We start from the raw sequence: 26,925 nt of genomic DNA, 5'->3' as shown, positions 1-26,925 counted from the left end.
AAATGACTATACTATGGGCTAATACCAGTGTTTATCATTCAGGTTGGTGTGAGGAGTATTTGATGGGTGTTTACATTATTCGTCCTAAGACAACATCAGTAGCGCGTTCTTTAAAATTAGCATCGAGAAAATTTACGGCTGAAAGTCGTCCTTCACAAGTTGCAGAAGTGGTGAATTTTTGGCGAGAAGATTCTGTATATCAAGAAATTAGCAGTTATTTAGAAGATACAAACAAAGTTACCCAATCTTCAACATATTCAAACATCACAGGTTCTAAAGTTGTTGATATACCTGATGAAGATATTGAACAGCTATGTCAAGATTTACCTAATGCTTTAATTTTACGCGATTTCCCAATAGGGTTAATTCAGCCAGAACGAAATATAACAGGAAAAAAAGGCACAGTAGATGTAGATGATCTTTGGCATTTAGAAGCTATATCTCTGATTACCGCACGTCAGCAAGGATTTACAGGTACAGGTAAAGGAATAACTGTTGCTGTTCTTGATTCTGGTATAGATGCCAACCATCCAGAAATCAAAGATAAAATAATTGAATCTTATCGTTTAAATCCCAGAACACAGGAAATTCAAACCGTACCATTTGAAGATACAGTTGGACATGGTACTCATGTTGCAGGTTTAATTTGTGGAAATCAAGTTGGTGTTGCACCAGAAGCGCAAATCATCAACAGTATTATGTTTCCTAATGGTGTATGTAATCTCTCAGATTGGATATCTTGGTTTAATTGGTTAGCATTACAACCAGAAATCAATATAGTGAATATTTCTGCGGGTGAACTTTCTTTACCAGCAGGTTATTTTGAGCTATTTAATTCTTTAATTGATGATTTAATAGCTGTAGGTTTACTTCCCATTTGTGCTGTAGGTAATGAAGGATTTAACCGTTCTCGTACACCTGGTAACTGTAAAGGTTCACTTTCGGTAGGTGCTATCAATAATAAAAATAAAGTTGCATACTTTAGCGGTAACACTACCATTACCATCACAAATGACTCCCAATCTTATAATGTTCCTTATGTAGTTGCACCGGGAGAAAGCGTTTATTCATCTGTCTTGGGTGGAGGTTATGAAGCGTGGAATGGTACATCTATGGCCACACCGATTGTTTCTGGTGTAGCGGCTTTAGTATTAGAGAAGTATAATAAAAATATCTCAGTGCTAAATTTATTAGATGAAATTTTGACGAATTGTAAAGATTTAGGACTGGATAAAGAACGCCAAGGTAAAGGTTTAGTTCAAGTACCAAAAGCACTATATGAACCTTAAAGAACACCACATTGCTAAAATTGACCCTTTGCTAGAAGAAGCTTTAATGAATGCAAGGGGTGATGAAAAAATGCGGGTAGTTATGACCTTGGGTGATGACAATCAACTCAGGAATAATCAAGGTGTTTTAAATTTAAAACCTGCTGATTTTCCATCATCTACAGCCTACAGAAATGCGTTAATTGAACAGCGTAAAATTCAAATTTCTCAAGTTATAGGTGACACAGTTCAAGAACTACAAAAAATATCTTTAACGACCCAAGGCGGCACAATGAGCCGTGTTTTAGTTGTTGAAGGTTCAGCAACGGATATATTACGCTCATTAGAATTATCTGGAGTTAATCATGTTAGTTTAGATCAATTAATAGGATTACCAGAAATTGCCCCAGATGAAGCAGTTAATCATTTTGCAGAATTGTATATAAAAATTTTAAGAATTGAGTTAGATGAAAAAACCAAAAAATTAATTTATCAAGCTTCTAAACAGTACATTCTTAACTATCAAAAGCGATATAATCGGTTGCGAGTTTTGGGAATGTCGCAACCTGTTAATTTAGATGATATTTATACAGAAGTTCAATGTTTACAACCTGATGAGATTGGAAAATTTGAATCATTAACAGCATTAGAAAAAAATTATCGTCAAAATGGTAGTCATAGATTGACTAATGAAAAATCTGCAAGACAAGATGGAATGATAATTGCTAATCAATATGCACATTTAATGATTTTGGGACAACCGGGTGCAGGTAAATCTACTTTTTTAAGGAAAATAGGACTAGAAGCACTTAAAGGTAAATCTGGACAAATTCAGGGTGAATGTAGTCCTGTTTTACTAGAATTGAAACAATTTACTACAGATAAAGTTGATATTTACAATATTATTCAGCAAGAATTTATATCTTGTAATTTACCATTAGCAAAAGAATTTACTAATCAATTATTAAGGCAAGGTCAATTATTACTACTGTTAGATGGTTTAGACGAAGTACCAAATAGAAATTTTGAATTAGTGATTGATGGGATACAAAATTTTGTTAAGCAATACAAGCAAAATAAATTTGTGATTTCTTGTCGTACTGCTGCTTATCGACAGAAGTTCACTAACTTCAAAGAATTTATTATTGCGGATTTTAATGAGCAACAAATTCAACAATTTATTAATAACTGGTTTTATTCGGAAGTAGATAAAAAATTAGTAACTCCCCAAAAATGCTGGAATAAAATTAAAAGTGAAGATACTACTAAGGAATTAGCAAGAACTCCCTTATTATTAACTTTTCTTTGCTTAGAATATGATGAATCTCAAGATTTACCGAAAAAACGATCTACATTATATGGTAATGCTTTAGATATTTTATTGAGAAGATGGGCATCTGAAAAAAGATTACCAACTGAGCAGATTTATCGTCAACTGGGGATTGATTTAGAAAAACTTATGTTAGCTGAGATTGCTTATCATAATTTTGCAGCAGATAAACTTTTCTTTTCTCGACAAAAGGTTTTAATTCATATAAAAAAATTCCTATCTAGTAATGATAATGCACCTAAATATTTAGATGCAAGTAAAGTATTGGATGCTATTGCTATTGAACAGGGCATTTTAGTAGAACGAGCTAGAAATGTATTTTCATTTTCTCATCTGACCCTACAGGAATATTTAACAGCCCAATATATTGATGATCATGGTTTAGTTGAAAAATTAGTCACTGAACATCTGACAGATAAACGCTGGAAAGAGGTGTTTTTATTAGTGGCTGGGGTTATGCGTGGTGGTGCTGATGATTTGTTGTTATTAATGGAAAAGCAAGCACAAAAATACATCAACACCCCAAAATTAGAAGGTTTATTAAATTGGGCGGAACAAGTCACTGTAGGTTCTCAAGGTAATTATAAACCAGTAGGTAAACGTGCAGTTGCGATCGCCAACGCCCTTGCCAACGCCAATACACTTGCCAATGCCAATGCTCTTACTCATGCCAACATCAACTTTTACGATCTCTCCCACGCCCTTGTCTACGATATCGCCAACACCTACGCTAACAACTATGATTTAGTAAACACACTTATCTACGCCTACACCCTAACTTACAGTTATGCCTACTTTATTGAGTATATATACGAGTTAAAAAAGTTGGAAATTTACAATCAAAGTATCAATTTAAGTGTATTACTTACTCGACTAGAAGCACTAAAAGCTAAAATTCCTGATGAAAAAAAAACCAGAAAGATACATCGAGCCTTTGCTGACAAGTTTATAGAAACCATGCTGGATGGTTTTAATTTTACATCAGAAATTGTTGATTTATCTAAGGAAGAAATAACAGCACTAGAATATTATTTCTACGCTAATTATCTAATTATTCAATGTAAAGATGCTGCGGTGCGGGTGTCCCGTGAAACCTGGGAAGCAATAGAGGGGCGGATGTTGTTACCTCCTGGTAATTGAGTCACAATCATAGAATTCTTAGCCTTACTATCCCTCAACAGCAAGTTAGAGATATGATCAATATGTTTTGCAAATGTATAATCTGTGTCTAAATTCAAATCACTAGAATTATTTACAGGTGCTGGAGGTTTGGCGATGGGATGCGATCGCGCTGGCTTCCATCATCAAGCACTTGTGGAACGAGATAAACATAGTTTTTACACCATCCGCGAAAATCAACAACGAGGGATGCAACTTGTGAGTGACTGGTGTATCCATCAAATGGATGTGGCTGATTTTGACTACTCTAATGTGAGAGGAGAAATAGACCTTTTAGCAGGTGGTCCACCTTGTCAACCTTTTTCTATTGGTGGCAACCATAATGGTTATTTAGATAAACGGGATATGTTCCCTGAATTTTTCCGCGCTGTGCGAGAATTACGTCCCAAAGCTTTTTTAATAGAAAATGTCCGTGGTTTAGTACGGCGTAATTTTATTAATTATTTTGAATATATTCTTTTACAGTTAAATTATCCTGAACTGCAACCAAAATCTGATGAATCTTGGAATGATCATTTCCTCAGACTTCAACAACATCAGCGCAGTAATATCAAGAATAAACTTAGTTATCAGGTGACGTGGCAGTTATTAAATGCGGCTGATTATGGTGTACCACAGAAACGGGAACGAGTGTTTATTGTTGGTTTCCGTTCTGATTTAAAAATTAACTGGTCTTTTCCTGAACCAACTCATACAGAAGAAGCGTTAATTTGGGATAAATGGGTGACAGGTGAATATTGGGAACGTCATGGTATTGCTAAATTATATCGCCCAGAAATGCCCAAAAAAATACGCAGTAGCTATCAACGGAAAGGAGCAAGTTTACTTGGTAGTATAACTTCACCTTGGCTTACTGTGCGAGATGCTATAGCCGACTTACCACCACCTGAAAATACTAATTTAGCAGTAGAAATCCCTAATCATATTTATATCCCAGGTGCTAAAAGTTATCCAGGTCACACTGGTAGTCCTTGGGATGAACCAGCCAAAACCCTCAAAGCAGGTGTACATGGTGTTCCTGGTGGTGAAAATATGCTTGCTTTTCCTGATGGACAAGTCCGTTATGTTACAGTACGTGAGGCAGCAAGATTACAAACTTTCCCTGATGATTACTACTTTCCTTGCGCTTGGGGTGAGTCCATGCGTCAAATAGGTAATGCTGTACCTGTTAAACTCGCTGAGATTATCGCTACTAGCATCCGCACCAATTTACAAACTGTTGACTCTCAATGGAAAATTGAAACTGCTGTCTAGTTATGTTTATTTACAAGTATTCATGCCATTAGAAGTTTTTCAAGCACCTCCAACTCTACGGGATCAATTAATTGAGTTTCAAGCTAGACAGCATTGTTATCCACTAACTGAACTGGAAGAACTCAAAGAAGAATTAGCTGGTTATGTTGGTGTTTATTTACTTTATTACAGAAGAGAATTTCCCCTCTACTCAACCATAACTTACGCCAATCAAAATTCTTGTTGTCTACCTATTTATATTGGCAAAGCGGAAAATCCAGGAAAGCGTACTGGAAAAGGAACTATTACAGGTGGTTTAATTGGTCGTTTAAGAGAACATAGAAATTCTATTCGTCAAGTTAATAATTTGGATGTTGCTGATTTTAATTTTACAGTAGTAGCAATGTCTGTAGATTTAGTAGCTTGGGGTGAGTCTGTTTTGATTAGACATTTTCAACCTGTTTGGTGCAGTATCATTTCTGGTTTTGGCATTCATGCACCCGGTAAAGGAAGGGGTTTACAAATGCGATCGCTTTGGGATGAAATACACTCAGGAAGATCCTTTGCTACAACCTTACCACCTAATCCTATTACTATTTCTAGTCTACAACCACAGGTAAATCAACATTGTCAAAATCTTTGTTTGCGCTTGGGATGTCCATGTTTAGGTGAAAGGGGATAGAAAGTTGCTCCTATAAATACCTAACATCCTTCCCTGCAAGTGAAGGTGAGAAAATTAAAGCCTCTCTCCTACGATGAGAGAGGTTTTGAAAGAGGTCTTAATTTTTCCCTAATTCCTTACCAAATAAAGTTCTATACATCAACCGATAAATATCTGTATTATCCACCGTTCCATTTAACAGCCCAGCATTAAAACCATGCGCTTTCGCTATTATTCCTCCAGCATTATCACCAAAACCAGACCATGATATAGCAAAGGGAAAACGTCTACCCTGTTTATCAGGTGCAGAAATAAAAGGTAACGTACTTGTTCCTTCTTTCCCATCCCAAGGTGCGCCATTTTTACCTTTTTCTGGTAATGGTTTATTAAAAGGAAAATCTTTTTCTGTTGCTCCCACCAATTCTAACCCACCAGCATCACTATCAGCCGCAGTTACTAATAAAGTATTCGGGTTTTTCTCAATAAATTTCATTGCCACACCAACAGCATCATCAGCACGTTTTAAGGCAGTGAGACAACCAATGGCATTATTATAATTACCGAAATTATCGCTGCCTTCTTCCTCTAAAACAATCAAGAAATTTTTACCCTTTTGCGATAAAATCTTTAACGTTACATCCAACTGTTCCCCTACCGTCGGTGCAGTAGCAACATATAACGGTAAATTACGTTGTTTCAAGTTTTCTTCTGTTTCATCATTGTAGGTATCATCAGCCGCAAAAATTCCCAACACCTTTTTAGTATTTGTTGGTAACTTCAATAATTCATCACGAGTGTAAACAACGGTGTAACCTTTCTTTTTCGCTATTTCTACTAAATTTAACCCATCAGTTCTTTGACTTTGGGATGCGGTAGAATGTCTTCCCGCTACTCCTTTGGGAAGATACCACATTTCCCCACCACCTAAAATTACATCTGCACCAGATTCTACTATTTGTTTAGTAATATCTGCAAAATTGCGACGACTGGAAGATTTTGCTAAAAATGCACCTGTTCCCGGTTCATGAATCATCCCAGAATTAATAATAGCCGTTCCTTTGCCCGCTTTTATGGCTTCTTCCATAATTGTTTGTGGTTTTCCAGAAAGCGCCACCACTGGTTTACCGTTTTCATCCAACCCAAAAGAGTCAGCATTTACCTTTACCCCAGTAGCATGAGTTACCGCCCCACCATTGGAAGTTCCAGATAATTGATTTTTCATGTGTCCCAGGTAAACAGCCAAATTTGACATTTGATCCCAATTTAATCTGCCATCTGGTCCAGTGTAGAGTATTCTAGTTGCGCCCCAGTGCGCTGCACTCGTACCATCTGGATGGATAAAGATCACATTACCTTGGCTAGAAGTATTATTGGCTAAGATATGTGGTGTATAACTAAGGACAGATATCACCGCCAAAAGTAAGAAACCAATAACTTTTTGATTCAATCGTCGTAACATTGCTTTACATTTAAACTATAGGTACAATCAAACGTAAGAAGTCAAAAATCTTAAGGGCGAAGCATTCGGGCAACAAATTATCAATTTTCTGACCAGGCTATTTTCCTGTAAGGGCGAAGCATTCGGGCAACAAATTATCAATTTTCTGACCAGGCTATTTTCCTTTAAGGGCGAAGCATTCGGGCAACAAATTATCAATTTTCTGACCAGGCTATTTTCCGAATGCTTCGCCCCTACGTCGCTCGTACAGGTCTTTTGACAATACATACTTTAATCGGTAATTGTTAAGAAATGGTAATTAAGCTGTTGGACATTTAACTTACATACTATCTAAAATTAAAATGCAGACAATTGAAAAAAAGTCAAGTAAAAAAACCTGGGCAAAAGCCATATCCCAACCGGCAAAAGAATTTCCCCCCACTCAATTACCAATAATTGCGGGTAAAATTCCTGAAGGGTTACGTGGTACACTTTACCGCAATGGTGCAGCAAGATTACAACGGGGGGGTGTATCCGTAGGACATTGGTTTGATGGAGATGGGGCTATTTTAGCAGTTCATTTTACCGATGCAGGTGCTACGGGAATTTATCGCTATGTGCAGACTGCTGGTTATCAAGAAGAAACCACTGCGGGTAAATACCTATATGGTAATTATGGCATGACTGCACCTGGTCCGATTTGGAATCAATGGCAAAAACCAGTGAAAAACGCTGCAAATACTTCGGTTTTGGCATTACCGGAGCAACTTTTAGCACTTTGGGAAGGTGATAACCCCTATGCTTTAGATTTAGAAACTTTAGAAACCAAAGGTTTAAATAATTTAGGTGGTTTAACTAAAGGACAACCTTATTCTGCTCATCCTAAAGTTGACTATCAAACGGGAGAAATATTTAATTTTGGCATGACTCCTGGACTTAATGCCATATTGCATATTTATAAAAGTGATTTTACTGGTAGAATTATTCAACAAGCAAAGTTTACGTTAGCAGGTTTTCCGATCATCCATGATTTTGTTTTAGCAGGACAATATTTAATATTTTTTGCTCCGGCGGTATGGTTAAATATTTGGCCTGTTTTATTTGGGGTGAGTAGCTACAGTGATTCTTTAACGTGGCAACCAGAAAAGGGAAATCAGATTATAGTTATTGATAGAGAAAATTTATCTTTAGTCAGTCGGGGAGAAACAGAACCTTGGTTTCAGTGGCATTTTAGTAATGGATATGTTGATGATAGTGGTACTGTAATTGTTGATTTTGCTAAATATGATGATTTTCAAACTAACGAATATTTGCGAGAAGTAGCGACAGGAGAAACTCACACCTTTGCTAAAACTTCCTTGACACGGGTAAAACTAAATCCGCAAACTGGCAAAGTACAAGAAATTGCAACTTTATTAAATAGAACTTGTGAATTTCCTAATGTTCCAGTTAAAAATGTCGGTAATTTCTCTCGTTATAGCTATATGTCTATTTTTCGGGAAGGAACAGATACAGAAGGTGAGATATTAAATAGTATTGCTCGTTTTGATCATGAAAATGGAAATTTAACAGAAGCAAACTTAGGTGAAAATTTTTATCCTTCTGAACCTCTTTATATTGAAGATACTCAAAACTCTCAGCAAAGTTGGGTGTTGACAGTGGTTTATGATGGTAATAGTGATAGTAGCGAAGTTTGGATATTTGATGGCGATCGCCTCAATGAAGAACCTGTTTGTCAACTTGGTTTACCCAGCGTTATCCCCCATAGTTTCCACGGTACTTGGAAACCTGGTGACTGGTGACTGGTGACTGGTGACTGGGGAAGAAATATTTACCTCCTGCCTTCTGCCTCCTGCCCTCTGCCTCCTGCCTCCTTGAACTCCTGAAAACTCAATGTTTCAACTACAACACACCCAAAACACAAAACCAGGATGGTCTTTGGATGAACGAGATCCAAAGTTCATCGAAAATATCATGCCTATATTGGGCATTTTATACAACTACTATTTTCGCGTCCAAACCAGTGGCTGGGAAAATATTCCAGAGGGAAAAGTTCTGTTTGTCGGTTCTCACAATGGCGGTTTGGCATCCCCGGATACATCCATGATGCTGTACGACTGGTTACGTCGCTTTGGTACACAAAGACCTATTTACGGTTTGATGCACCCCAAAGTTTGGGAAGTTTTTCCCCCAGCAGCGGAAATGGCGATGAAAGGTGGTGCTATTATGGCACATCCAAAAATGGCTTATGCTGCTTTTAAGGCTGGTGCGAGTGTGTTAGTTTATCCTGGTGGTGCGGAAGATGTGTTTCGACCCCATCAAATGCGGGATAAAATCTATTTTGCAGAACGTCGCGGTTTTATTAAGTTAGCACTGCGGGAAAATGTGCCTATTGTTCCCGCTATTTCCTGGGGGGCGCATGATACCCTGATAGTTTTGGCTGATTTGTATAAAATTATGCAGCAATTCCATCAATGGGGAATGCCTTGGTTGTTTGATGTTGATCCGTTGGTATTTCCTGTTTATTTAGGTTTACCTTGGGGTTTAGCAGTAGGACCATTGCCGAATATTCCTTTGCCAGCGCGTATTCATACCAGAGTTTGTCCACCTATTGTCTTTGAACGCTATGGAAAAGAAGCAGCAAGCGATCGCAAATATGTGAATGAATGCTATGAATTAGTCAGAAGCAAAATGCAGGAAGAACTAGATAATTTAATCAAAGAAGCAAATAAATAAGGAGTCAGGAGTCAGAAGATAAATATTTCTTCCCCAGTCACCAGTCACCAGTTACCAGTTACCCTATAGGATAATTTCCAGGGTTAACAGCATGAATAAACTCACTACCAGAATGTGGTCTACCTCTTTTATAGGCTGCTTCTTCTGGTTTTCCCCAACCCATCTGTAAAATTAATTCCAAAAAATTCGCATTTTCCCACTTTAAAAAACTTGCCCATTCTGTCCTTTGGGCTATTCTTTCTACATCTAAAGTATTAATTTTTTCGTGTTGTCTACCATTACTCAAACTTAAATATAAATCCATATCTGTTGTAACTTGATCCCAAAATTCCAACATAGAATTTTTCGCAGCTTTCAATATTTCCAAATCAGTATTTAACGCTATTAACTGCGCGTCAACCTCTGGATAATGGAAAGTTTTACCCTTCACAGTCAAATCTTTCCAAACAATTCCAGAAACTTGATTTTCGCGTTGATATTCATGAATAGAAGCTTTAAAATCTTGATAGGCAGTGAATTTTTGTAGCCCTTCCGTTGGGATAAACTGGTCTATAACTGGATTACCTGAAACCGTCACATCCAACTTTAGGCGTTCTCCTTTCAAGCAAGCTTGCCGTTCTGCTGCTAAAATTTGAATGAGTTCCAGCGTAGTATAAACTTTGTTCATTAGTTATTGGTTATTAGTTATTGGTCATTAATTATTAGTCATTAGTAATTTAACTATTATGTCTTGGTAAAAATAAAAATGCAGTATCAGAACCAACTAAAAATCCAAATCTGAATATAAAACAAGTATATCGAAATTTTTACAGAGTAGTCTTGAGACAACTTTTGATATTAGCCTGAGAATTAATTCTCAGACCGTGGTACAATTACAAAATGTCTAGAGTTTACTGGCTCAACTCACTGCTATACTCATTAAATGAACGCTGTTTGAACTCAATAGACTGATCACGAGGTAACAAATTAAATACCTCCCTAAATTTATCATCTATTTCTTCAAAAGGTACTTGACCTTTTTTATTCAAAACAACTTTTCCCGACTGATCAAAAAGAACAACCTGCGGTACAACACCAGAATAATAATATCCTGGTTCTGTGGGTTCATAACTGTCTTTCACAGGAATAGTATCAACACTTACAGGAATAATTTCCGCAGCACGTCCATAAAATGCTTGAGTCTGGGAAATATACACCGCATACTGTTTACAATCGCTGCTATCATCCACATAAAAAGCCAGCATTGCGGGTTTATGTTCTGCTAAAGTCTGTCCTAAGGTTAGTTTGGAAGGAACAAGAGAACCATTCCCCGCAAAAACCACGAAAATATTACCTTCGTATCTGTCATCCTTCATACCTGCAAAAGCTGGTTGTATACCTACAATAAATAGGCAAAGCAGCAATAATAGGCATTTTGACAGCAACCGTCGCCAGTTAGCAGTTATGTTAGTTTGTAAAAAAAGCCAATTTATGCTACTCATCAACAAAAACCTTACTTAACACTTTTGCCTAGATTTATCCTAGATATATAATTACATCTGAGTGCTATTTTTTCACCATAACTTTTAGTAGTATTAACTTTAGCAACAATTGAAAATTCTAAACTACACAAAAAAATCACTCTTAAACCCTCTTAACTTTGCGTTCTTTGCGTACTTTGCGGTTTGTTATAAAGCTGAATACTGCTAACTAACTACTGATAGCTATAAATGACTGGTATTTTTTACCAATATTAGCTAAACTGACAAAATTAATTTTGTAAATAAAGACATTACTTAACAACTGCTGTGGGAAAGAAAATACAACTTATAGATAGAGTCAAACTGGGTTTAGCAGTATCCATTGCTAAAAGTGTGACATTTTTAGTACGTTCTTTACGTCTTGGTGCTGCTAGTGTATTACCAGGTTCTATTGCGCGACGCATCGAACCCAGACTTTTACAATTATTGAGTCAACAAGTTAAAAACGGTGTAATTTTAATTGCAGGTACAAACGGAAAAACCACAACCGCCCTGTTATTATGCACAATTTTAGAACGCACAGGTTACAAAATTGCCCATAATTCTACGGGTGCAAATTTAGAGAATGGTTTAGCGACTGCTTTAATAGAAAATTCCAGTTTATTAGGTGCTTTAAATGTTGACTATGCAATTTTAGAAGTTGATGAAAATATCGTTCCCAAGGTTTTAAAACCTTTACAACCAAAAATTATTATCTGTTTAAATTTATTCCGGGATCAACTTGATAGATATGGAGAAGTGGACATTATCAGTAAAAAATGGACACAGGTAATTTCAACCTTACCAGAAGAAACTGTAGTTATTCCCAATGCTGATGATCCAACTTTATCTTATTTGGGTCAACAGTTAAATCAAAAAGTGCTATTTTTTGGATTAAATGAACCAGAGAATTATTTAGAATCAATTCCTCATGCAGTAGATTCTATTTATTGTCCCAGATGTGGACATTCCTTAGATTATCAAGGGGTTTATTTATCCCATTTAGGAGATTTCACCTGTCCTAGTTGTGGGTTTAGTAAGAGTCAACCCAGTTTAGAAAGTAGTGAATGGTCACAAATTCTCGTAGGTTTATACAATAAATATAATACTTTAGCTGCTGCTACTGCTGCAAAAGAATTAGGAGTTGAGGAAACCAAAATTAGAGAAGCAATTAATAATTTTCAAGCAGCTTTTGGACGTGCAGAAGATTTGGTAATAGATGGTAAAAAAGTGAGGATTTTGTTATCTAAAAACCCTGTAGGAACAAATGAAACTATTAGGGTAGTTACTCAAAGTACAGATAAAACTACATTAATGGTTTTGAACGATCGCACACCTGACGGAACAGATGTATCTTGGATCTGGGATGTGGATACAGAAAAATTAGTAGAAAGAGGTGGAACATTGATAGTGAGTGGCGATCGCGTGTATGATATGGCGTTACGATTACGTTATAGCGAGAAATCTATTGACAGTAAAATTAACTTAATTGTTGAATCAGATTTAAAGAAAGCTATCACCATTGCTTTAGAACATACACCGAAAAATGAAACTTTGCACATTCTTCCTACCTATTCAGCAATGTTAGAAGTGCGGGAAGTTTTGACTGGGAGGAAAATACTTTAACAATTGATAATTGACAATTGACAATTGAAGGTTTACATCAAATACAATAGATCCCCAACTTATTGAATAAAGTCGGGGATCTAAATAAATTTACACTAAATAACTGGTATTTGGCACAATTTGAAAGAAAGCATATTCATACCAAGCATTCCAAATAAAACTTCTAATCCAACGTTGATATTTTTCAGGAGATAATTCATAATTAAACTCTCCCTCAGAAATATCAATAGAAGATAAATGAGAATTACAACCGCAACCGTGATGATAGGTAAAACCGTATTTTGAAGCAATACTTTGTACCTTCATTTGCACTGCAAAAACTTTACCTGAATGTAAAATTGCATCCCAAGAACGTTTATGTTCAATATCTCGTTTGTCAAATCTTAAAGCGCGTTCTTCAAATACATAATCTCGGTAAATTGGTGCTAAATGCACATGATAAAAACTCGCAGGTAAATCATATCCAAACTCATTAAAAAGGTCAATTCCAATTAAAGCAACCTTCACTTCATTGCTGTATTCTAAACCTTTCGATTTTACATTTTTGAGAATTTGTTGAAAATCTGGATATTGATCCTTTAAAAAATCATTTCCGTAAAATTCCAAAGTTTCATAAGCTAACTTTCCAAACAATTGAGAAAACGCAGATTTAAAACTAGCTAATTCTGGACGTTCATGAAATAAATCAACATCTCCTTGTTCTAGTTTATATTGAAATAACTGCGCCATTTTTACATAAACATCTGGATTTTTAAAACCTATATTTGCTTTTCTAGCAGCGATATTTTGCCAAATAGGAGGTAGTTGAGAAACAGAAACCGCATTTTCACCAGCAATTACAGTTAAATTGGGAGTTTCAATTAGTTTCATGGATGATTTACCTTTGAGGAGAATTAACAAGATAAGTAAGTATTCAGCTATAGTAACTGTTGATATCCAGATCCCCGACTACTGCGATCAATTCACAATTTATTGACAAGATTATAAAAGAAATCGGGGATCTTATCACTCTATTCCTGAATACTTACCAAGATGATTTGTGATTATGGTGACAAAATGCTCAAAAAAACTGTTACGTAAAATACTAAATTCACCCAAATACTAATTATGACAGGGTGTAAAACAATAAAAAAGGTCATATTGTAAATTAAATTAACCACTGAATATGAATTTTTACCCAATCATGCAATATTTATGTTATAATTTTTCAAGTCTAGAACAATAATATTATTAATCAAAATAGAAGCTAAACAAAATAAAAGCAAAGGAGTAAATAATGACTACTAAACTTATTGCAAAAGTCACCTCAGAAGGAAAACTAGAAATTCCCCCAGAAATCTTACAGCAGTTGCAACCTAATTCAGAATATGAAATTTCTGTCACAGAAAATGAAATTAAGTTGATAAAAACCCAGAAAAAGCTAACACTAGATGAGTTATTTCAAATAGTTGATGAATCTGAACCTGATCCAGAACAACCAACCTTAGAAGAAATTAGTGAAATAGTTAAAGAGGTGAGAAAAGAACTGTGGGGTAAAAAATGAAAGTCGTCGTAGATGTTAATGTTTTGATATCAGCTTTATTATGGGGAGGAACACCTCGCAAAACTCTTATTTTAGCACAAAATAATCAAATTTCAATTTTTGCGTCTCCAGACTTGTTTCAAGAATTAGAAACTACTTTAAAACGGACTAAATTTCAAGCCAAAATAAAATCACTGGGATTAACTGTAGAAGATATATTAGATGCTACTACAGAGGTTTTACAAACGTGTCCTAATATTTCCCTAGATATAGATATATCCCAACTAAGAGATATGAAAGACTATCATATCTTAGCTGCTGCTGTATCTGCTCAAGCTGAAGTTTTAATTACAGGTGATCAAGACTTATTAGTATTGAATAAATTTGCAGAAATATTAATTATGACACCTGCGGATTTTCTAAATACTTATTTCACATCTTCATGAATAAGAAAAATCAAACTTAATTCCTCTGCCTCCTCTGCGTCTGGATCGGTTCGTTCCTATCATACCCTATAAACACCAAACAAATTATCTAAAAAATATTGAAAACTCCCAAAAATGAGTTAACATAAAACGCAAAATAAACATAACTGTAAAACGATGGAAATAATAATTGGTTGGTTATATCCCAAATTAATGAGTACCTACGGAGACAGAGGAAACGTCATCACCATAGAAAAACGCGCTCAATGGCGGGGATATGATGTTAAAGTATTACCATTAGATCAAAATGCCACCGCAGATGATATAAAATCAGTAGATATAATTGTTGGTGGAGGAGCGCAAGATCGTCAGCAAGAAATAGTCATGCGTGACTTACAAGGTGCAAAAGCTGACGCAATGCGAGATAAAATTGAAAACGGTACACCAGGAGTTTTCACCTGTGGTTCTCCCCAACTTTTAGGACATTATTACGAACCTGGTTTTGGACAAAGAATAGAAGGTTTAGGAATATTAGACTTAGTTTCCATTCATCCAGGAGAAAATACTAAACGTTGTATAGGTAACTTAGTTATAGAAGTTACCGCTTCCCGACTCGCGCAAGAACTAGAAGCAATGATAGGGACAAAACCTTATTTAGTCGGGTTTGAAAACCACGGAGGAAGAACAAAATTAGGGAAAGTAGAAGCTTTAGGAAAAGTAGTTTATGGTTTAGGTAATAATGGAGAAGATGGTACAGAAGGAGCATTTTATAAAAATGCGATCGCTACCTATTCACATGGTCCTTTATTACCAAAAAATCCTTTTGTTGCAGATTGGTTAATTCAAACAGCGTTAAAGTTGAAATATCAACAAGAAATTACACTGACACCTTTAAATGATACCTTAGCAATGCAAGGTAGAGAAGCAATGTTTAATCGGTTGAAAGTAAATTTACCAACTGTTGCTAAACTTAAAGTTTAATATCATTAATGACTAATGATTAAAGACTACTAACGGTTGTTTTGGGTTTGGTTTTGTAACAAAGGACGCACAATCAAATAACCCGCACTAAACCCACCAATCATAATAAACACAATAGTAAAAAACAACCACCAACCATTCAACCCCCTAGACTCAGACTCTAGGGGTAAATAATAATGTACTTCTTGTTCTTCTATATACATTGGTTCTGATACCGGAAAATTCATATCCATCACAGGTACAGAAATAACTTCACGACGGACTTTTTTTGGTGGTTTGGAAGTTGGTTGACGTGGGGGAGGTGCTGTTTTTACTGTCTTCTTTTTAGGAACTTTACCTTCAGTATTTTTACGAACTTTATCTTGAGCTTTAGGCGTATTTATTACAGTTACATTAGGTCTAGGTGCAGCTTGATTATTTGGTCTATTATTTTGTGTATTATTTTGTGTATTATTTTGTGTATTGTTTACATAAGCATGATTTTGAGGAGTAGAGTGAGAAATTGGCGTACTAGGTTGAGTTTGAGAACTTGGTGCATGAGAACTTGGTGCAGAAGAGTCAATTAACTTTTGCAGTTCTAAACAAGACTGAACAAGTTTGTTAATTTCTTGACGTAGTTGCTGATTTTCCTGAGATAATTTTTGATTGTGGTTAGTGACTACATCTAACTTAGCTTGTACTGCTTGTAACTCTGCAACTAATTCCCGGTATACCGAAACAGGTACAGACGGGGAATATCTGGGAGTCGGTGGTTTAGTATGAACATTAGGGGTAGTTGCTCTCATCTGCATATTGGTATAAAAATTAGGTTTTTAGATTCACAAAATATACTATCAGAGTAAAGTTATCCCGGAGAGGAAGTTTCAACCAATTTTTAACGTTTTTCCAACAACGGGAAAAAATGTCCCACAGGTCCACTTCCCTTCCCAATATCCAAAGAATAAGTAAGTGCAGTTGTCACATATTCCTTAGCTTCTTGTACTGCATTCCATAAATCTTTACCCAAAGCTAAATTAGCAGTAATCGCAGCAGATAAAGTACAACCAGTACCATGAGTATTTTTCGTTTCTACCTGTTTCGTCCTCAAAACTTCCAACCTTTCCCCATCAAACCAAACATCCACCCCTCTCAACTCTCCAGACATTCCCCCACCCTTGACTAAAACCGCTTTTGTACCTAAATTTTTATGTATAATTTCGGCAGCAGTTTGCATATCCTCCAAAGAAACAATTTCCAACCCGCTTAAAATCTGCGCTTCATAACGATTTGGTGTAATAATAGCCGCTTGGGGAATCAATTCATCACGTAAAGTTTTCACCGCATCATCATCAATCAACTGCGCTCCTGTCCGTGATACCATCACAGGATCTACCACCAAATTATTAATTTGTAAAGTTCTGACTTCCTGCGCTACAGTTGAAATAATTTCTTGATTTAGCAACATTCCTGTTTTTGCAGCTTGCACACCAATATCTTCAACTACCGCCCGAATTTGTGCTATAACAGCCTCTGAAGGCATGGCATCAACCCGGATCACATCTAGAGTATTTTGGGCTGTAATACAAGTAATAGCACTTGTACCGTGAACACAGTGAAAAGCAAAAGTTCTTAAATCTGTTTGAATACCCGCACCACCACCACTATCCGAACCAGCTATAGTTAAAGCTACAGGTATAAATTTTTGATTTGTTTTTTTATTGGTAGTCATTAACATTAACTCTCAATTTTAACAACATTAGACATCTCCGTAAATTACATAAGCATAACCTGAAACCCTTGGTAGGGACAATTCATGAATTGTCCCTACATCTTTTTCGGACAAGTCTATTAACAATATAAAAATTTACTCATTTGCAGAATGTAAATTTCCCAGAAATCCCTGCAAAAATTTAGCCCATTCTGCTGCTAAAGGAATTTCTGTAAAGGGAACTCGTACTGATTTAGCAGATTCAGAAAATACAAATTCTAACTCAATCACACGACCTTTTAAGGGAGGATTTTCCATTTCCACTTGTTTATCATTTACCAACAAGCTGATTTTTTCAACATCTAATAAACTAAAAGTTTGCAGTTGAATAGGTCCTTTAGTAGTAGGTTTTCCCCAAGTGATATCATTACCTTTTTGAGCGAGTACAGCATAAATATCATACTTAGCCCGTTCAAACTGTTCTGCCCAAATTTTATAAGCTTCTAGTTTCTGATATTCCTGGGAACCTTGCCAGGCTAACCAGAAAAATGCGCCTAACAAAGGCAACCATAAAAGACCACGTTCCATAATTCGTAATTGGTAATTAGTAATTCGTAATTTTTTCTAGATTTTTTCTAGTCTCCACTGTCCCAAAAATACCACTATATGAGTTATCGTAGTGTGCAAACTGACAAAAAGCGATGAGTTGATATGAGAAGACTTATATTATTGTGCTTGTTTGTCATCGGCTTGGTTGCTGCCGTATTCGGATACCTGAATTTTCAGGGATTGGCAACCAAAGGTGAATTTGAGACAATATTACTGGATTTTCGGGAAGATTTACCAGCAACAGTCATAAAGCAAGACTTACAAGCGATCGCTCAACAATATAACGTTACACCCCTACTGGATAACCAATTTTCAGAGGCTGATAATGTGTATATTATCAAAGGCGATCGCCAACGGTTAAAAGACCTGAGAAAATCAGCTTATGCCCAAAACACAGAATTTATCGAGCCTAACTATATTTATCAAGCAGTTCCCATTGGTGAAACAGCCTGGTTAGGAGACTTTCTCCGTCCTCAAGATGGCGATGAAGAACCAAGCACCTCCTTAACAGGTCCCAACGACCAATATTACAGCAAACAATGGAATTTGCACAAAATTGGCGTAGAAGGTGCATGGACACGCACCAAAGGCAGCGGTGTAACAGTTGCAGTCATTGACACAGGTATCACCAAAGTCCGGGACTTGTATGAAACCAAAATAGTCAAAGGTTACGACTTTGTAAACGACACCGAAACCGCCCAAGACGACAACGGACATGGAACTCATGTAGCTGGTACAGTCGCCCAAGCCACCAACAATAAATATGGTGTAGCTGGAGTTGCCTACGAAGCAAGTCTCATGCCCTTAAAAGTATTAGGTGCTGATGGTGGTGGAACAGTAGCCGACATTGCCGAAGCCATCAAATTTGCCGCCAACAACGGCGCAGATGTCATTAACATGAGCTTAGGTGGTGGTGGCGAAAGCCAGTTAATGAAAGAAGCCATTGAATACGCCTACAGAAAAGGTGTGGTCATCGTTGCCGCCGCAGGTAACGAAAGCACCGACGGTTCTAGTTATCCCGCCCGTTATCCTCACGTCATTGGTGTTTCCGCCTTTGGACCCGACGGGGAAAAAGCAGACTATTCTAACTTTGGTGCAGGAGTAGACATTTCCGCCCCTGGTGGCAGTGATGCAGGTGCAATACTCCAAGAAACCATCAACGAAAACGGCGAAGGCGTATTTTTAGGACTGCAAGGTACAAGTATGGCCGCCCCCCACGTCGCAGGGGTAGCAGCATTAGTCAAAGCAGCCGGAGTTACAGACCCAGAGGAAATTTTAAAAGTCCTCAAACAGTCAGCTAGAGTCATACCAGAGGACGCATTAAACTATTATGGCGCTGGACAACTTAACGCCGAAGCCGCAGTTAAACTTGCTAGTGAAGGACAAATTAGCTTTAACGACTTTTTCCGGTGGTTAAGGGATAACGGCTACATCAACCCCGGCTTTTGGATAGATGGTGGCGTTGTTGCCCTACTACCGAAAATTTTAATGGTAGTAGGTTCTTATCTCCTCGCTTGGTTTTTACGGGTTTACTTCCCCTTCTCCTGGAGTTGGTCCTTATCCAGTGGTTTAATATTTGGTAGTTCTGGTTTATTCTTCCTCAGAGGAATTTATATCTTTGACCTTCCCCAGTGGCCATTCCGGGTTTTAGGTAGTTCTATTCCCGAACTAGGCAACAGTATACAAGGAACAGGTGCTTTAAATCCCCTCTTTGCCAGTGTATTAATTCCCATGCTTTTAATAGCATTGCTATTAGGACATCCCAACTGGAAATGGTTTGCCATAGGTTCTAGCCTTGGTGTAGCAGCCTGTTTAATAGTCAGTGCCATTTATGACCCCGCAGTTTGGGGTCTAGGAGATGGTACATTAGCCCGCATTTTCTTACTTGTCAATGCCCTACTGTGCTACGGACTAGCCCGTTTAGCATTGAAAAACGACGAACAACCAGCTTAGGAAGAGGTGACAGGTGACAGGTGACAGGTGACAGTGAAGAAAAACTTTCTATGATTTCTGACTCCTGACTCCTTGATCTCCTGACTCCTTGATCTCCTGACTCCTTGATCTCCTGACTCCTTGGTTTCCTGAACTCCTATGATCACAATTACAGGCAAAATAGAACGCCGAAATATTGGTCTCGGCGCTTGGGCTTTTGTTACAGATGATGGTGTTACTTACGAAATTCCTAAAAGTGCTGACAAAAATTTGCTCAAGTCAGGTCAAAAAGTTTCAATTACAGGAAAAATACGCGATGACATCATGACCACCGCTATGATTGGTCCTGTTTTACAGGTAGAATCTTTTGAAATAATTAATTCTGACTAGCTGCTGTGTCCAAAACCGCCTGAAGACGACTTCTAAACTCGCCTTTGGGATGTCCACCTTTGACTTCACCAACTATTTGAAATTCACCTTCGGGAGAATTGCATATAATATAGGTAGGCCATCCCATCTCCGATTTATCAGGATACTGGGTGAGCAGAATTTTCCGATATTTACGATAAGTTGCCGTATCCTGCATTTTCACATCAATAAATTGCAAACCTAGTTCCTCTGACACCTTTTTGTCATAAAAAGACATTTTGTGGCAGATGCCGCAATCTTCAGAAGAGAACTTAATCACTGCTAAACTCATTGGTCTCTGGGATTTTCTTAATGTTATAGCCGTGGACAGAGTGGTTAGGACATCAATTTATCATGAAAGAGGGCAACCACAGGGGGTTTGCCCTTACTGAATCTTGCTACAAGTACAACTTAATGAGATTTTAGAATACAGTATGAATCAGGTTTTTCGTAAAGCTTGGTTATTTTGGGCAAAACTTGTCCCATTTGATGTTTGAAGAAAATCATTACAACTGTTCCCTTTTCCCTGTTCCCTGTTCGCTGTTCACTGCCTCTACCGATCATGTTGGCAATCAAACCGGATTCCTCTTATGTCATAAAATGTTAACAGATATCTAGAAAATCACACAGGCATGAATTATATAAAAATTATTAAGATTCCTATTATATATCGCTATAATCATTCTGAACTTGGGCTGAAGCTGAAAATAAAATCACAGGAATTACAAAATTAGGCTTGGCATTTGGCAGCAAACAGGAGTAAACTGGAAGCCAACACTGAGTAGACAAAAGAAGAGAAAAGCACTTGTGGCGGACAACTCGCTTTTGTCTACAAAAAACCCCCAATCGGTGTTAACCAACTAGGGGAGATTAGTTATCAGGGTGCATCTACCAATTTAATGTTCCCAGGTACAGAACCATCGTCCGGATAAATTTGTTCCTGGAAGTTTGTTTTTATTTTTGAATAAAAAACCCCCAGTGGTGTTAGCCAACTAGGGGAGATTAGTTATCAGGGTGCATCTACTAATTTGGTTCTTCTTGGTTTTCACACCATCCTCCGGAACAATTGAAGTGCATCATTATTATTTATTGTTTATAAATTCTGGTTTGATGGGTTCTGAAACCAATAAAAAACCCCCAATTGATGTTAGCCAACCAGGGGAAATTAGTTATCAGGGTGCATCTACTAATTTGTATCTTCTTGGTTTTCATGTCAGACTCCGGAAAATTTGGTTGGTTTTTCATGATTGATATTTGGTAATTAAATAAAAAACCCCTAGCGGTGTTAGCCAACCAGGGGAGATTAGTTATCAGGGTGCATCTACTGGTTAAATGTTCATTGGTTTTAATATTATTTCCGGAAAATTGGGTTGTATTTACATGATTGATCCTTGTCAACCAAATAAAAAACCCCCATTGGTGTGAACCAAATAGGGGAGATTAATTATCAGGGTGCATCTACCATCTAAACGTTCTCATTTAATGCACTATGCTCCGGATAAATTTCAACAAATGTAGGTGCTTGTCACTTACCGAAAAAATCCATAAGGCTAGTAGCTGGGTAGGGGAGTTAGTTATCAGGATTTGATTTTCTATACAGTTGAGCAGAAATTCTTGGGTCAAACATTGCTTTTTTTGCCAAAATTGAAAAGAAAACCCCCAGTAGGTGTTAACCTACCAGGGGAGTTGAAGATCAAGGTGCATCTACCAATAAAGTGTTCTAGTTGGAAGTAATCCAATCCGGATAAAGTTGTACCAGCACTTTAAGGCGAAACAACCCGAAAACAGAAACATTGCTCGGCAAGATGCTTCTAAAGTATCAGTTAGAGAGAAAACACTAGAAACTTTTACGGTGAAAACCGGATTTTAGGAGGCAAACAGGAGAAGTTGTGACCCAGGAATTTCACATTTCCGTGACTCCAGTAGGGCAAAATGACTACTTGGTGCGGACGGAACAAGTCGCACCTGGGGTGCCATTGGCAGAAGAACTGGTGAGTTGGCCTGTGGCTGAGTGGTTAGCGGCCGCAGGACATTTAATGAATGACCCTTTACAGTCAGTGCTACAGGGGGATGCTATAGCCAGAAACTCTGTAAACTTGGTGGCACTGGGTCAACAATTATATAATGCACTGTTTCAAGGCACTCTCAGAGATAGTTGGATTACTGCCCAAGGCATTGCCCAGAACCAACAACAGGTACTGCGCTTGCGTTTGGGATTAAAAGATACTCGGTTAGCGCGGTTGCCGTGGGAAGTGATGCACGCAGGCGATCGCCCCTTAGCCACCGGTCCTTATATCGCTTTTTCCCGTTATCAAAGTGGAATTCCTTCCACATCAAGATTACCAACACGCAACCTACCCACACCACAGGACGAAAGCGGAATAAGAGTGTTAATGGTGATTTCTTCTCCTACAGATCAAGTCCGTCTGGATTTGCTCAAACAAGAAGCAATCAAACTACAAGAAGAAATGCATCGCCAAGTCCCCCGCTCTGTGGAAAATGGTATTTATCTGCCAGAAATTGAATTGACTGTCTTGGATCAACCAGGAAGAGAAGAGTTAACCCAAGCTTTAGAACAGGGAAGATATCATGTTCTTCACTACTCTGGTCATAGTAATGTGGGTGCTAATGGGGGGGAAATATATTTAGTTAGTCGCAGAACTGGGTTAACAGAAACTCTCAGTGGTGATGATTTAGCCGGGTTGCTGGTGAATAATAATATCCAAATGGCAGTGTTTAACTCTTGTTTGGGAGCATATAGAGCAAAGTCTGATGGTTCTGGGGATACAGGAGAACGTAACTTAACGGAAAGTTTGGTGAAAAGAGGGATTAGTAGCGTTTTGGCAATGTCAGAACGGATTCCCGATGAAGTGGCGCTGACGCTGACACAGTTGTTTTACCGCAACTTAAGCCAAGGCTATCCTTTGGATCTGTGTGTGAGTCGGGTGCGTCAGGGCTTAATTTCTGCCTATGGTTCTCACCAGATGTACTGGGTATTACCGATGTTGTATTTGCATCGGGAATTTGAGGGTTTTCTGAGACCTCAACTAGGTTTATCTGCTAGTTCGGAGTTCCTCAACGACTATCAGCCTCCTGTGGGAGCATCTACTAATGCCATGTATGCGGCGGCGATAGATGATTTGGAAATACCTTTAACTCTGGAAGAGATGATGTCCTCTGAGTTGGCAAGAGAGCCTTCTGAGTTAGATTGGCTGGAGGATGATACTTGGGGGGATCTCATGGATGAAATAGATTATGATCACCCCGGTTATGATGAGGATTCAACGATTGTTGCGGATTTATTTCGCCAGTTGGGGAATCAACAAGCGCCAACTGACGAAACGCCCATGAAGGCGGAACTAGAGACACCAGTCTCCGAAAATCATCTTCATGAACAGCAACCTGCAAAAGAGGAAGAGGAATTTGATTTTTGGGGAGATAAACCAACTCCAACAACGCCCAATAATGCGCCCAATAATGTTGAAGGTAATCAGGTAAATTATCAACAGATACCTTTACCATCTTTTCGGCAACCACGTCGCCGTCGGCCATGGCCAATTTTAGGCATTTTGGGCGCAAGTGCTTTGGCTGTGATCATTGGTTTAAGTTGGTGGTGGAATCAGCGCCAGTCTGTAGTTCCTAAAATTCCAGTTATTCCTACTCCGACTGTTCCTGAGCCAAAAACAACACCCTTTGATTTAAAAAAATCATCAACAGGTATTGTTACTGCTAAAGCTACAGCAGAACTGAGCCAAGGTAATTTACAGGCTGGGCTAGACGCTGTGGCAGAATTACTCCATCGTGGGGCTTTAGAATCAGCAGATACGGCTTTAGCACTGATTCCTGCTAAACAAAGCGAAGATCCGTCTGTGAATTTTTTCCGTGGACGATTGGCTTGGCAATTTGCCCAAACGAGAAATACAAAATACAGTATTGATGATGCCCGTCGTTATTGGGAAATTGCTGTGCGGGATCGCCCTGATTCGGTTCTGTATAACAATGCTTTGGGATTTGCTTACTATGCAGAGGGAAATTTGAATCGGGCTAATGATGCGTGGTTTAAGTCTGTGAATTTAGCACTTAAAGATCAGAATACAACCTTGATTGCAACTCCAGACGCTAATACTATCATGCCTTCAGAGGCTTTAACAGCTTATGCAGGATTAGCTTTGGGTTTATATAAATCTGCAAATAATCAATCTGCTGATAAACAAGGACAATATATTAAAGAAGCAATTAAACTGCGTCAAATGGTAATTCAGAATGAACCTGTTAAGTTTACAGTGGATAAATTAGCGCAAAATTGGCTGTGGACAGATCAGGCGATCGCAGATTGGCGATCGCTTCTTCAGGAACAAGAAAAGAGGTGATTGGTGATTGGTGACTGGTGATTGGTGACATAACTCATTGGAAACAAGTAGAGCTTGATTTACAGCTTTAGACAACGAATCTGGTTAGATATATAAACAACGCTCTGAGAAGTTAGGAATTGAAAAAAATGAAAAAAGTAGAAGCCATTATTCGTCCATTTAAGCTGGATGAGGTCAAAATTGCCTTGGTTAATGCGGGAATTGTGGGAATGACAATTTCGGAAGTCCGTGGTTTTGGACGGCAAAAAGGTCAAACTGAACGCTATCGGGGTTCAGAATATACCGTTGAGTTCTTACAAAAACTGAAGTTGGAAATTGTTGTAGAAGATAACCAAGTCGATATGGTGGTTGATAAAATTATCTCCGCCGCCCGTACTGGTGAAATCGGTGATGGTAAAATTTTCATTTCCCCTGTTGAGCAGGTTGTACGGATTCGGACTGGGGAAAAGAACACCGAAGCTGTGTAAGTTTTGAAGGTGTATAAATTGGGCGTTGTTGAATTTTCTTGTTCAACAGCGCCTTTTATTGCCTTTTATTGTTTGGTTGTGCTATACTGAGAAAGTTATAGATTACGTAACGCATAACATCTACCTTTATTTACAATATGTCTCCGTCAGAAAATTATCCTAAATATCGAGATAAAAAGACGGAACAATTTGTTTTGGGTGAGAGAGTAAAAGAGTTTCAAGCTTTTGCTAAACAAGCATATAAACGGCTTGATATTTTAGAGGCAGCAACTAGCAAAAAGGATCTAATGTTACTAACCAGTAATCATTTTGAGTCCTTAGAAGGTGATAGAAAAGGTCAATACAGTATTCGCATTAATAACCAATGGCGAATTTGTTTTAACTGGCCAGACGATGAACCAAAACCTTTCAATATAGAAATTACAGATTATCACTGAAGGAGAATTATATGGCACGTCCACCCATTCATCCTGGAGAAATTTTAGCTGACGAACTGCATGAATTAGGAATAAGTGCAAGTGAATTAGCTCGTTTGCTTCATGTCCCAAAAAATAGAATTACCGAAATAATTAATGGTAAAAGATCAATTACTGCTGATACCGCTTTACGCTTAGGTCAATTTTTTGGGACAAGTGCTGAATTTTGGATGAATTTGCAGAAAAATTATGAACTCAGACTAGCTGAACAAAAAATTGGTCAAGAAATTAAAGCAACTATTTCTCCTTGGATATCCACTGGGAATATGCAAGTTATAGCGTAAAACTTGGAACATTCCAATTTTGAAACAATAACCGCAGCAACACCAAAAACTCTCTGAAAATCTCTTGTCTTCGCTTCCTTCGTTTCTACCCTATGCCTTCGGCAAGTTACGCGAACGGGAACACCTTTAGTGAACGTGGTTCGTTAAAATTGTCCTCAATAGAAAACGAATAACCCAAAAAAATCCTTACTCGACCAACTTCATCAACTGAGGAACTAAATTTTTCAAAGCATTACCCCGATGACTAATTGACTTTTTTAATTCTGGTGACATTTCGGCAAAAGTCAACTGTTTTTCTGGGACATAAAAAATCGGATCATAACCAAAACCACCTTCTCCACGAATTTCATAGAGAATTTCACCTTTACAAATACCCTCAGATTGTAAAACTATTTCTCCTTGAGGATTCGCAACTGCTATTGCACAGATAAACTGAGCTTGACGATTTTTGGTATCTCCTAATTCCCGTAATAATCGCCCAATTCTTTCTGCGTCACTATTACCATAACGGGCAGAATATACACCGGGTGCGCCATTGAGTGTATCTACAGCTAAACCAGAATCATCAGCGATCGCCCATTTTCCTGTAGCTTTGGCAATTTCTGAAGCTTTTAAACAAGCATTTTCTGCAAAAGTTTCTCCAGTTTCATCAACATCTAAATCTGCTGGTTTTAAGGTTAATTCCCAACCAGAATCAGCTAAATAAGCTTGCATTTCCCGCAATTTACCGGGGTTTCCTGTAGCTACTACGAGTGTTTTAGTCATTGGTTATTAGGGAATAGGGAATGGGGAAT

Annotated in this window: 25 protein-coding genes; 16 read left to right on the top strand and 9 right to left on the bottom strand. The window is 37.8% G+C overall.

What is annotated here, in order from left to right; genetic code table 11:
* Positions 1-2: 2 nt before the first annotated feature.
* The 4 genes from FFR48_RS01360 to FFR48_RS01345 all read left to right on the top strand — a co-directional run bounded on the left by FFR48_RS01360 (position 3) and on the right by FFR48_RS01345 (position 5,692).
* The gene (locus FFR48_RS01360) at positions 3-1,289 is read left to right on the top strand and encodes a S8 family peptidase (RefSeq protein WP_137666101.1); all 1,287 of its coding nucleotides are present in this window, start codon (positions 3-5) and stop codon (positions 1,287-1,289) included.
* Positions 1,279-3,738, top strand: coding sequence for an NACHT domain-containing protein (locus tag FFR48_RS01355; protein WP_137666100.1), 2,460 nt, complete (start codon positions 1,279-1,281; stop codon positions 3,736-3,738). Before FFR48_RS01360 ends, FFR48_RS01355 begins: the two co-directional genes overlap by 11 nt.
* An 84-nt stretch (positions 3,739-3,822) precedes the next feature.
* Positions 3,823-5,031, top strand: coding sequence for a DNA cytosine methyltransferase (locus tag FFR48_RS01350; protein ID WP_137666099.1), 1,209 nt, complete (start codon positions 3,823-3,825; stop codon positions 5,029-5,031).
* Complete coding sequence (locus FFR48_RS01345) at positions 5,015-5,692, top strand: Eco29kI family restriction endonuclease (RefSeq protein ID WP_236103965.1); 678 nt, start codon at positions 5,015-5,017, stop codon at positions 5,690-5,692. The genes FFR48_RS01350 and FFR48_RS01345 overlap by 17 nt, the downstream gene beginning before the upstream one ends.
* Positions 5,693-5,789: 97 nt before the next feature.
* Here FFR48_RS01345 and FFR48_RS01340 read toward each other — a convergent pair whose 3' ends face one another.
* On the bottom strand, positions 5,790-7,130 hold the full coding sequence (locus tag FFR48_RS01340; RefSeq protein WP_096571825.1) for an alkaline phosphatase: 1,341 nt from the start codon (positions 7,128-7,130) through the stop codon (positions 5,790-5,792).
* Between the two features lie 341 nt (positions 7,131-7,471).
* Here FFR48_RS01340 and FFR48_RS01335 point away from each other — a divergent pair, with 341 nt between their 5' ends.
* Entirely contained in the window at positions 7,472-8,911 is a 1,440-nt protein-coding gene (locus FFR48_RS01335; RefSeq protein WP_137666098.1) for a carotenoid oxygenase family protein, read from the top strand.
* A gap of 91 nt (positions 8,912-9,002) precedes the next feature.
* A complete protein-coding gene (locus FFR48_RS01330) occupies positions 9,003-9,845 on the top strand; it encodes a lysophospholipid acyltransferase family protein (RefSeq protein WP_096571827.1) in 843 nt (280 codons plus the stop codon).
* Positions 9,846-9,903: 58 nt separating this feature from the next.
* On the opposite strand, the gene FFR48_RS01325 is transcribed toward FFR48_RS01330, so the two are convergent.
* Both FFR48_RS01325 and FFR48_RS01320 read right to left on the bottom strand, forming a co-directional pair.
* A complete protein-coding gene (locus FFR48_RS01325) occupies positions 9,904-10,512 on the bottom strand; it encodes a hypothetical protein (protein ID WP_137666097.1) in 609 nt (202 codons plus the stop codon).
* Between the two features lie 223 nt (positions 10,513-10,735).
* A complete protein-coding gene (locus FFR48_RS01320) occupies positions 10,736-11,326 on the bottom strand; it encodes a thylakoid membrane photosystem I accumulation factor (protein ID WP_096571829.1) in 591 nt (196 codons plus the stop codon).
* Positions 11,327-11,632: 306 nt separating this feature from the next.
* On the opposite strand from FFR48_RS01320, the gene FFR48_RS01315 reads away from it, so the two are divergent.
* Positions 11,633-12,970, top strand: a complete 1,338-nt coding sequence (locus FFR48_RS01315; RefSeq protein WP_137666096.1) for a Mur ligase family protein — start codon at positions 11,633-11,635, stop codon at positions 12,968-12,970.
* A 90-nt stretch (positions 12,971-13,060) separates the two neighbouring features.
* Here the strand turns inward: FFR48_RS01315 and FFR48_RS01310 are convergent, their stop codons facing one another.
* The gene (locus FFR48_RS01310) at positions 13,061-13,840 is read right to left on the bottom strand and encodes a hypothetical protein (RefSeq protein WP_137666095.1); all 780 of its coding nucleotides are present in this window, start codon (positions 13,838-13,840) and stop codon (positions 13,061-13,063) included.
* Between the two features lie 406 nt (positions 13,841-14,246).
* Here FFR48_RS01310 and FFR48_RS01305 point away from each other — a divergent pair, with 406 nt between their 5' ends.
* The 3 genes from FFR48_RS01305 (at position 14,247) to FFR48_RS01295 (ending at position 15,898) form a co-directional block, all read left to right on the top strand.
* Positions 14,247-14,513, top strand: coding sequence for an AbrB/MazE/SpoVT family DNA-binding domain-containing protein (locus FFR48_RS01305; RefSeq protein ID WP_096571832.1), 267 nt, complete (start codon positions 14,247-14,249; stop codon positions 14,511-14,513).
* Complete coding sequence (locus FFR48_RS01300; RefSeq protein ID WP_137666094.1) at positions 14,510-14,938, top strand: putative toxin-antitoxin system toxin component, PIN family; 429 nt, start codon at positions 14,510-14,512, stop codon at positions 14,936-14,938. The genes FFR48_RS01305 and FFR48_RS01300 overlap by 4 nt, the downstream gene beginning before the upstream one ends.
* 156 nt (positions 14,939-15,094) lie before the next feature.
* Positions 15,095-15,898, top strand: coding sequence for a type 1 glutamine amidotransferase (locus FFR48_RS01295; RefSeq protein WP_137666093.1), 804 nt, complete (start codon positions 15,095-15,097; stop codon positions 15,896-15,898).
* 29 nt (positions 15,899-15,927) lie between these two features.
* On the opposite strand, the gene FFR48_RS01290 is transcribed toward FFR48_RS01295, so the two are convergent.
* From FFR48_RS01290 to FFR48_RS01280, 3 genes are all read right to left on the bottom strand, one after another.
* Positions 15,928-16,683 (bottom strand): FtsB/FtsL family cell division protein, encoded by a 756-nt coding sequence (locus FFR48_RS01290; protein WP_137666092.1) that lies wholly within the window; start codon positions 16,681-16,683, stop codon positions 15,928-15,930.
* 89 nt (positions 16,684-16,772) lie between these two features.
* Positions 16,773-17,606 carry a bifunctional hydroxymethylpyrimidine kinase/phosphomethylpyrimidine kinase gene (gene thiD, locus FFR48_RS01285; protein ID WP_096571836.1) on the bottom strand — a complete coding sequence of 278 codons (834 nt, stop codon included), beginning with the start codon at positions 17,604-17,606 and terminating at the stop codon, positions 16,773-16,775.
* Between the two features lie 135 nt (positions 17,607-17,741).
* Positions 17,742-18,173, bottom strand: a complete 432-nt coding sequence (locus FFR48_RS01280) for a hypothetical protein (RefSeq protein ID WP_096571837.1) — start codon at positions 18,171-18,173, stop codon at positions 17,742-17,744.
* A 123-nt stretch (positions 18,174-18,296) separates the two neighbouring features.
* Between FFR48_RS01280 and FFR48_RS01275 the strand changes: the two genes are divergently transcribed.
* On the top strand, positions 18,297-20,147 hold the full coding sequence (locus tag FFR48_RS01275) for a S8 family peptidase (RefSeq protein ID WP_137666091.1): 1,851 nt from the start codon (positions 18,297-18,299) through the stop codon (positions 20,145-20,147).
* Positions 20,148-20,285: 138 nt separating this feature from the next.
* On the top strand, positions 20,286-20,516 hold the full coding sequence (locus tag FFR48_RS01270; protein ID WP_137666090.1) for a hypothetical protein: 231 nt from the start codon (positions 20,286-20,288) through the stop codon (positions 20,514-20,516).
* Here FFR48_RS01270 and FFR48_RS01265 read toward each other — a convergent pair.
* Positions 20,503-20,826 carry a thioredoxin domain-containing protein gene (locus FFR48_RS01265; protein WP_096571840.1) on the bottom strand — a complete coding sequence of 108 codons (324 nt, stop codon included), beginning with the start codon at positions 20,824-20,826 and terminating at the stop codon, positions 20,503-20,505. The two genes, FFR48_RS01270 and FFR48_RS01265, sit on opposite strands and share 14 nt — an antisense overlap.
* A gap of 1,597 nt (positions 20,827-22,423) precedes the next feature.
* On the opposite strand from FFR48_RS01265, the gene hetF reads away from it, so the two are divergent.
* The 4 genes from hetF (at position 22,424) to FFR48_RS01245 (ending at position 26,131) form a co-directional block, all read left to right on the top strand.
* Positions 22,424-24,904, top strand: a complete 2,481-nt coding sequence (gene hetF, locus FFR48_RS01260; protein ID WP_137666089.1) for a cell division protein HetF — start codon at positions 22,424-22,426, stop codon at positions 24,902-24,904.
* Positions 24,905-25,032: 128 nt separating this feature from the next.
* A complete protein-coding gene (locus tag FFR48_RS01255) occupies positions 25,033-25,371 on the top strand; it encodes a P-II family nitrogen regulator (protein ID WP_096571842.1) in 339 nt (112 codons plus the stop codon).
* 137 nt (positions 25,372-25,508) lie between these two features.
* Complete coding sequence (locus tag FFR48_RS01250) at positions 25,509-25,808, top strand: type II toxin-antitoxin system RelE/ParE family toxin (protein WP_096571843.1); 300 nt, start codon at positions 25,509-25,511, stop codon at positions 25,806-25,808.
* An 11-nt stretch (positions 25,809-25,819) separates the two neighbouring features.
* The gene (locus FFR48_RS01245) at positions 25,820-26,131 is read left to right on the top strand and encodes a HigA family addiction module antitoxin (RefSeq protein WP_137666088.1); all 312 of its coding nucleotides are present in this window, start codon (positions 25,820-25,822) and stop codon (positions 26,129-26,131) included.
* A gap of 186 nt (positions 26,132-26,317) precedes the next feature.
* Here the strand turns inward: FFR48_RS01245 and rdgB are convergent, their stop codons facing one another.
* Positions 26,318-26,896 (bottom strand): RdgB/HAM1 family non-canonical purine NTP pyrophosphatase, encoded by a 579-nt coding sequence (rdgB, locus tag FFR48_RS01240; RefSeq protein ID WP_096571845.1) that lies wholly within the window; start codon positions 26,894-26,896, stop codon positions 26,318-26,320.
* Between the last annotated feature and the right edge of the window lie 29 nt (positions 26,897-26,925).

It is taken from the genome of Sphaerospermopsis reniformis, assembly GCF_005402885.1.
In the GTDB taxonomy this organism is placed as follows: domain Bacteria; phylum Cyanobacteriota; class Cyanobacteriia; order Cyanobacteriales; family Nostocaceae; genus Sphaerospermopsis; species Sphaerospermopsis kisseleviana.
This window is presented reverse-complemented; position numbering and strand designations above follow the sequence as displayed.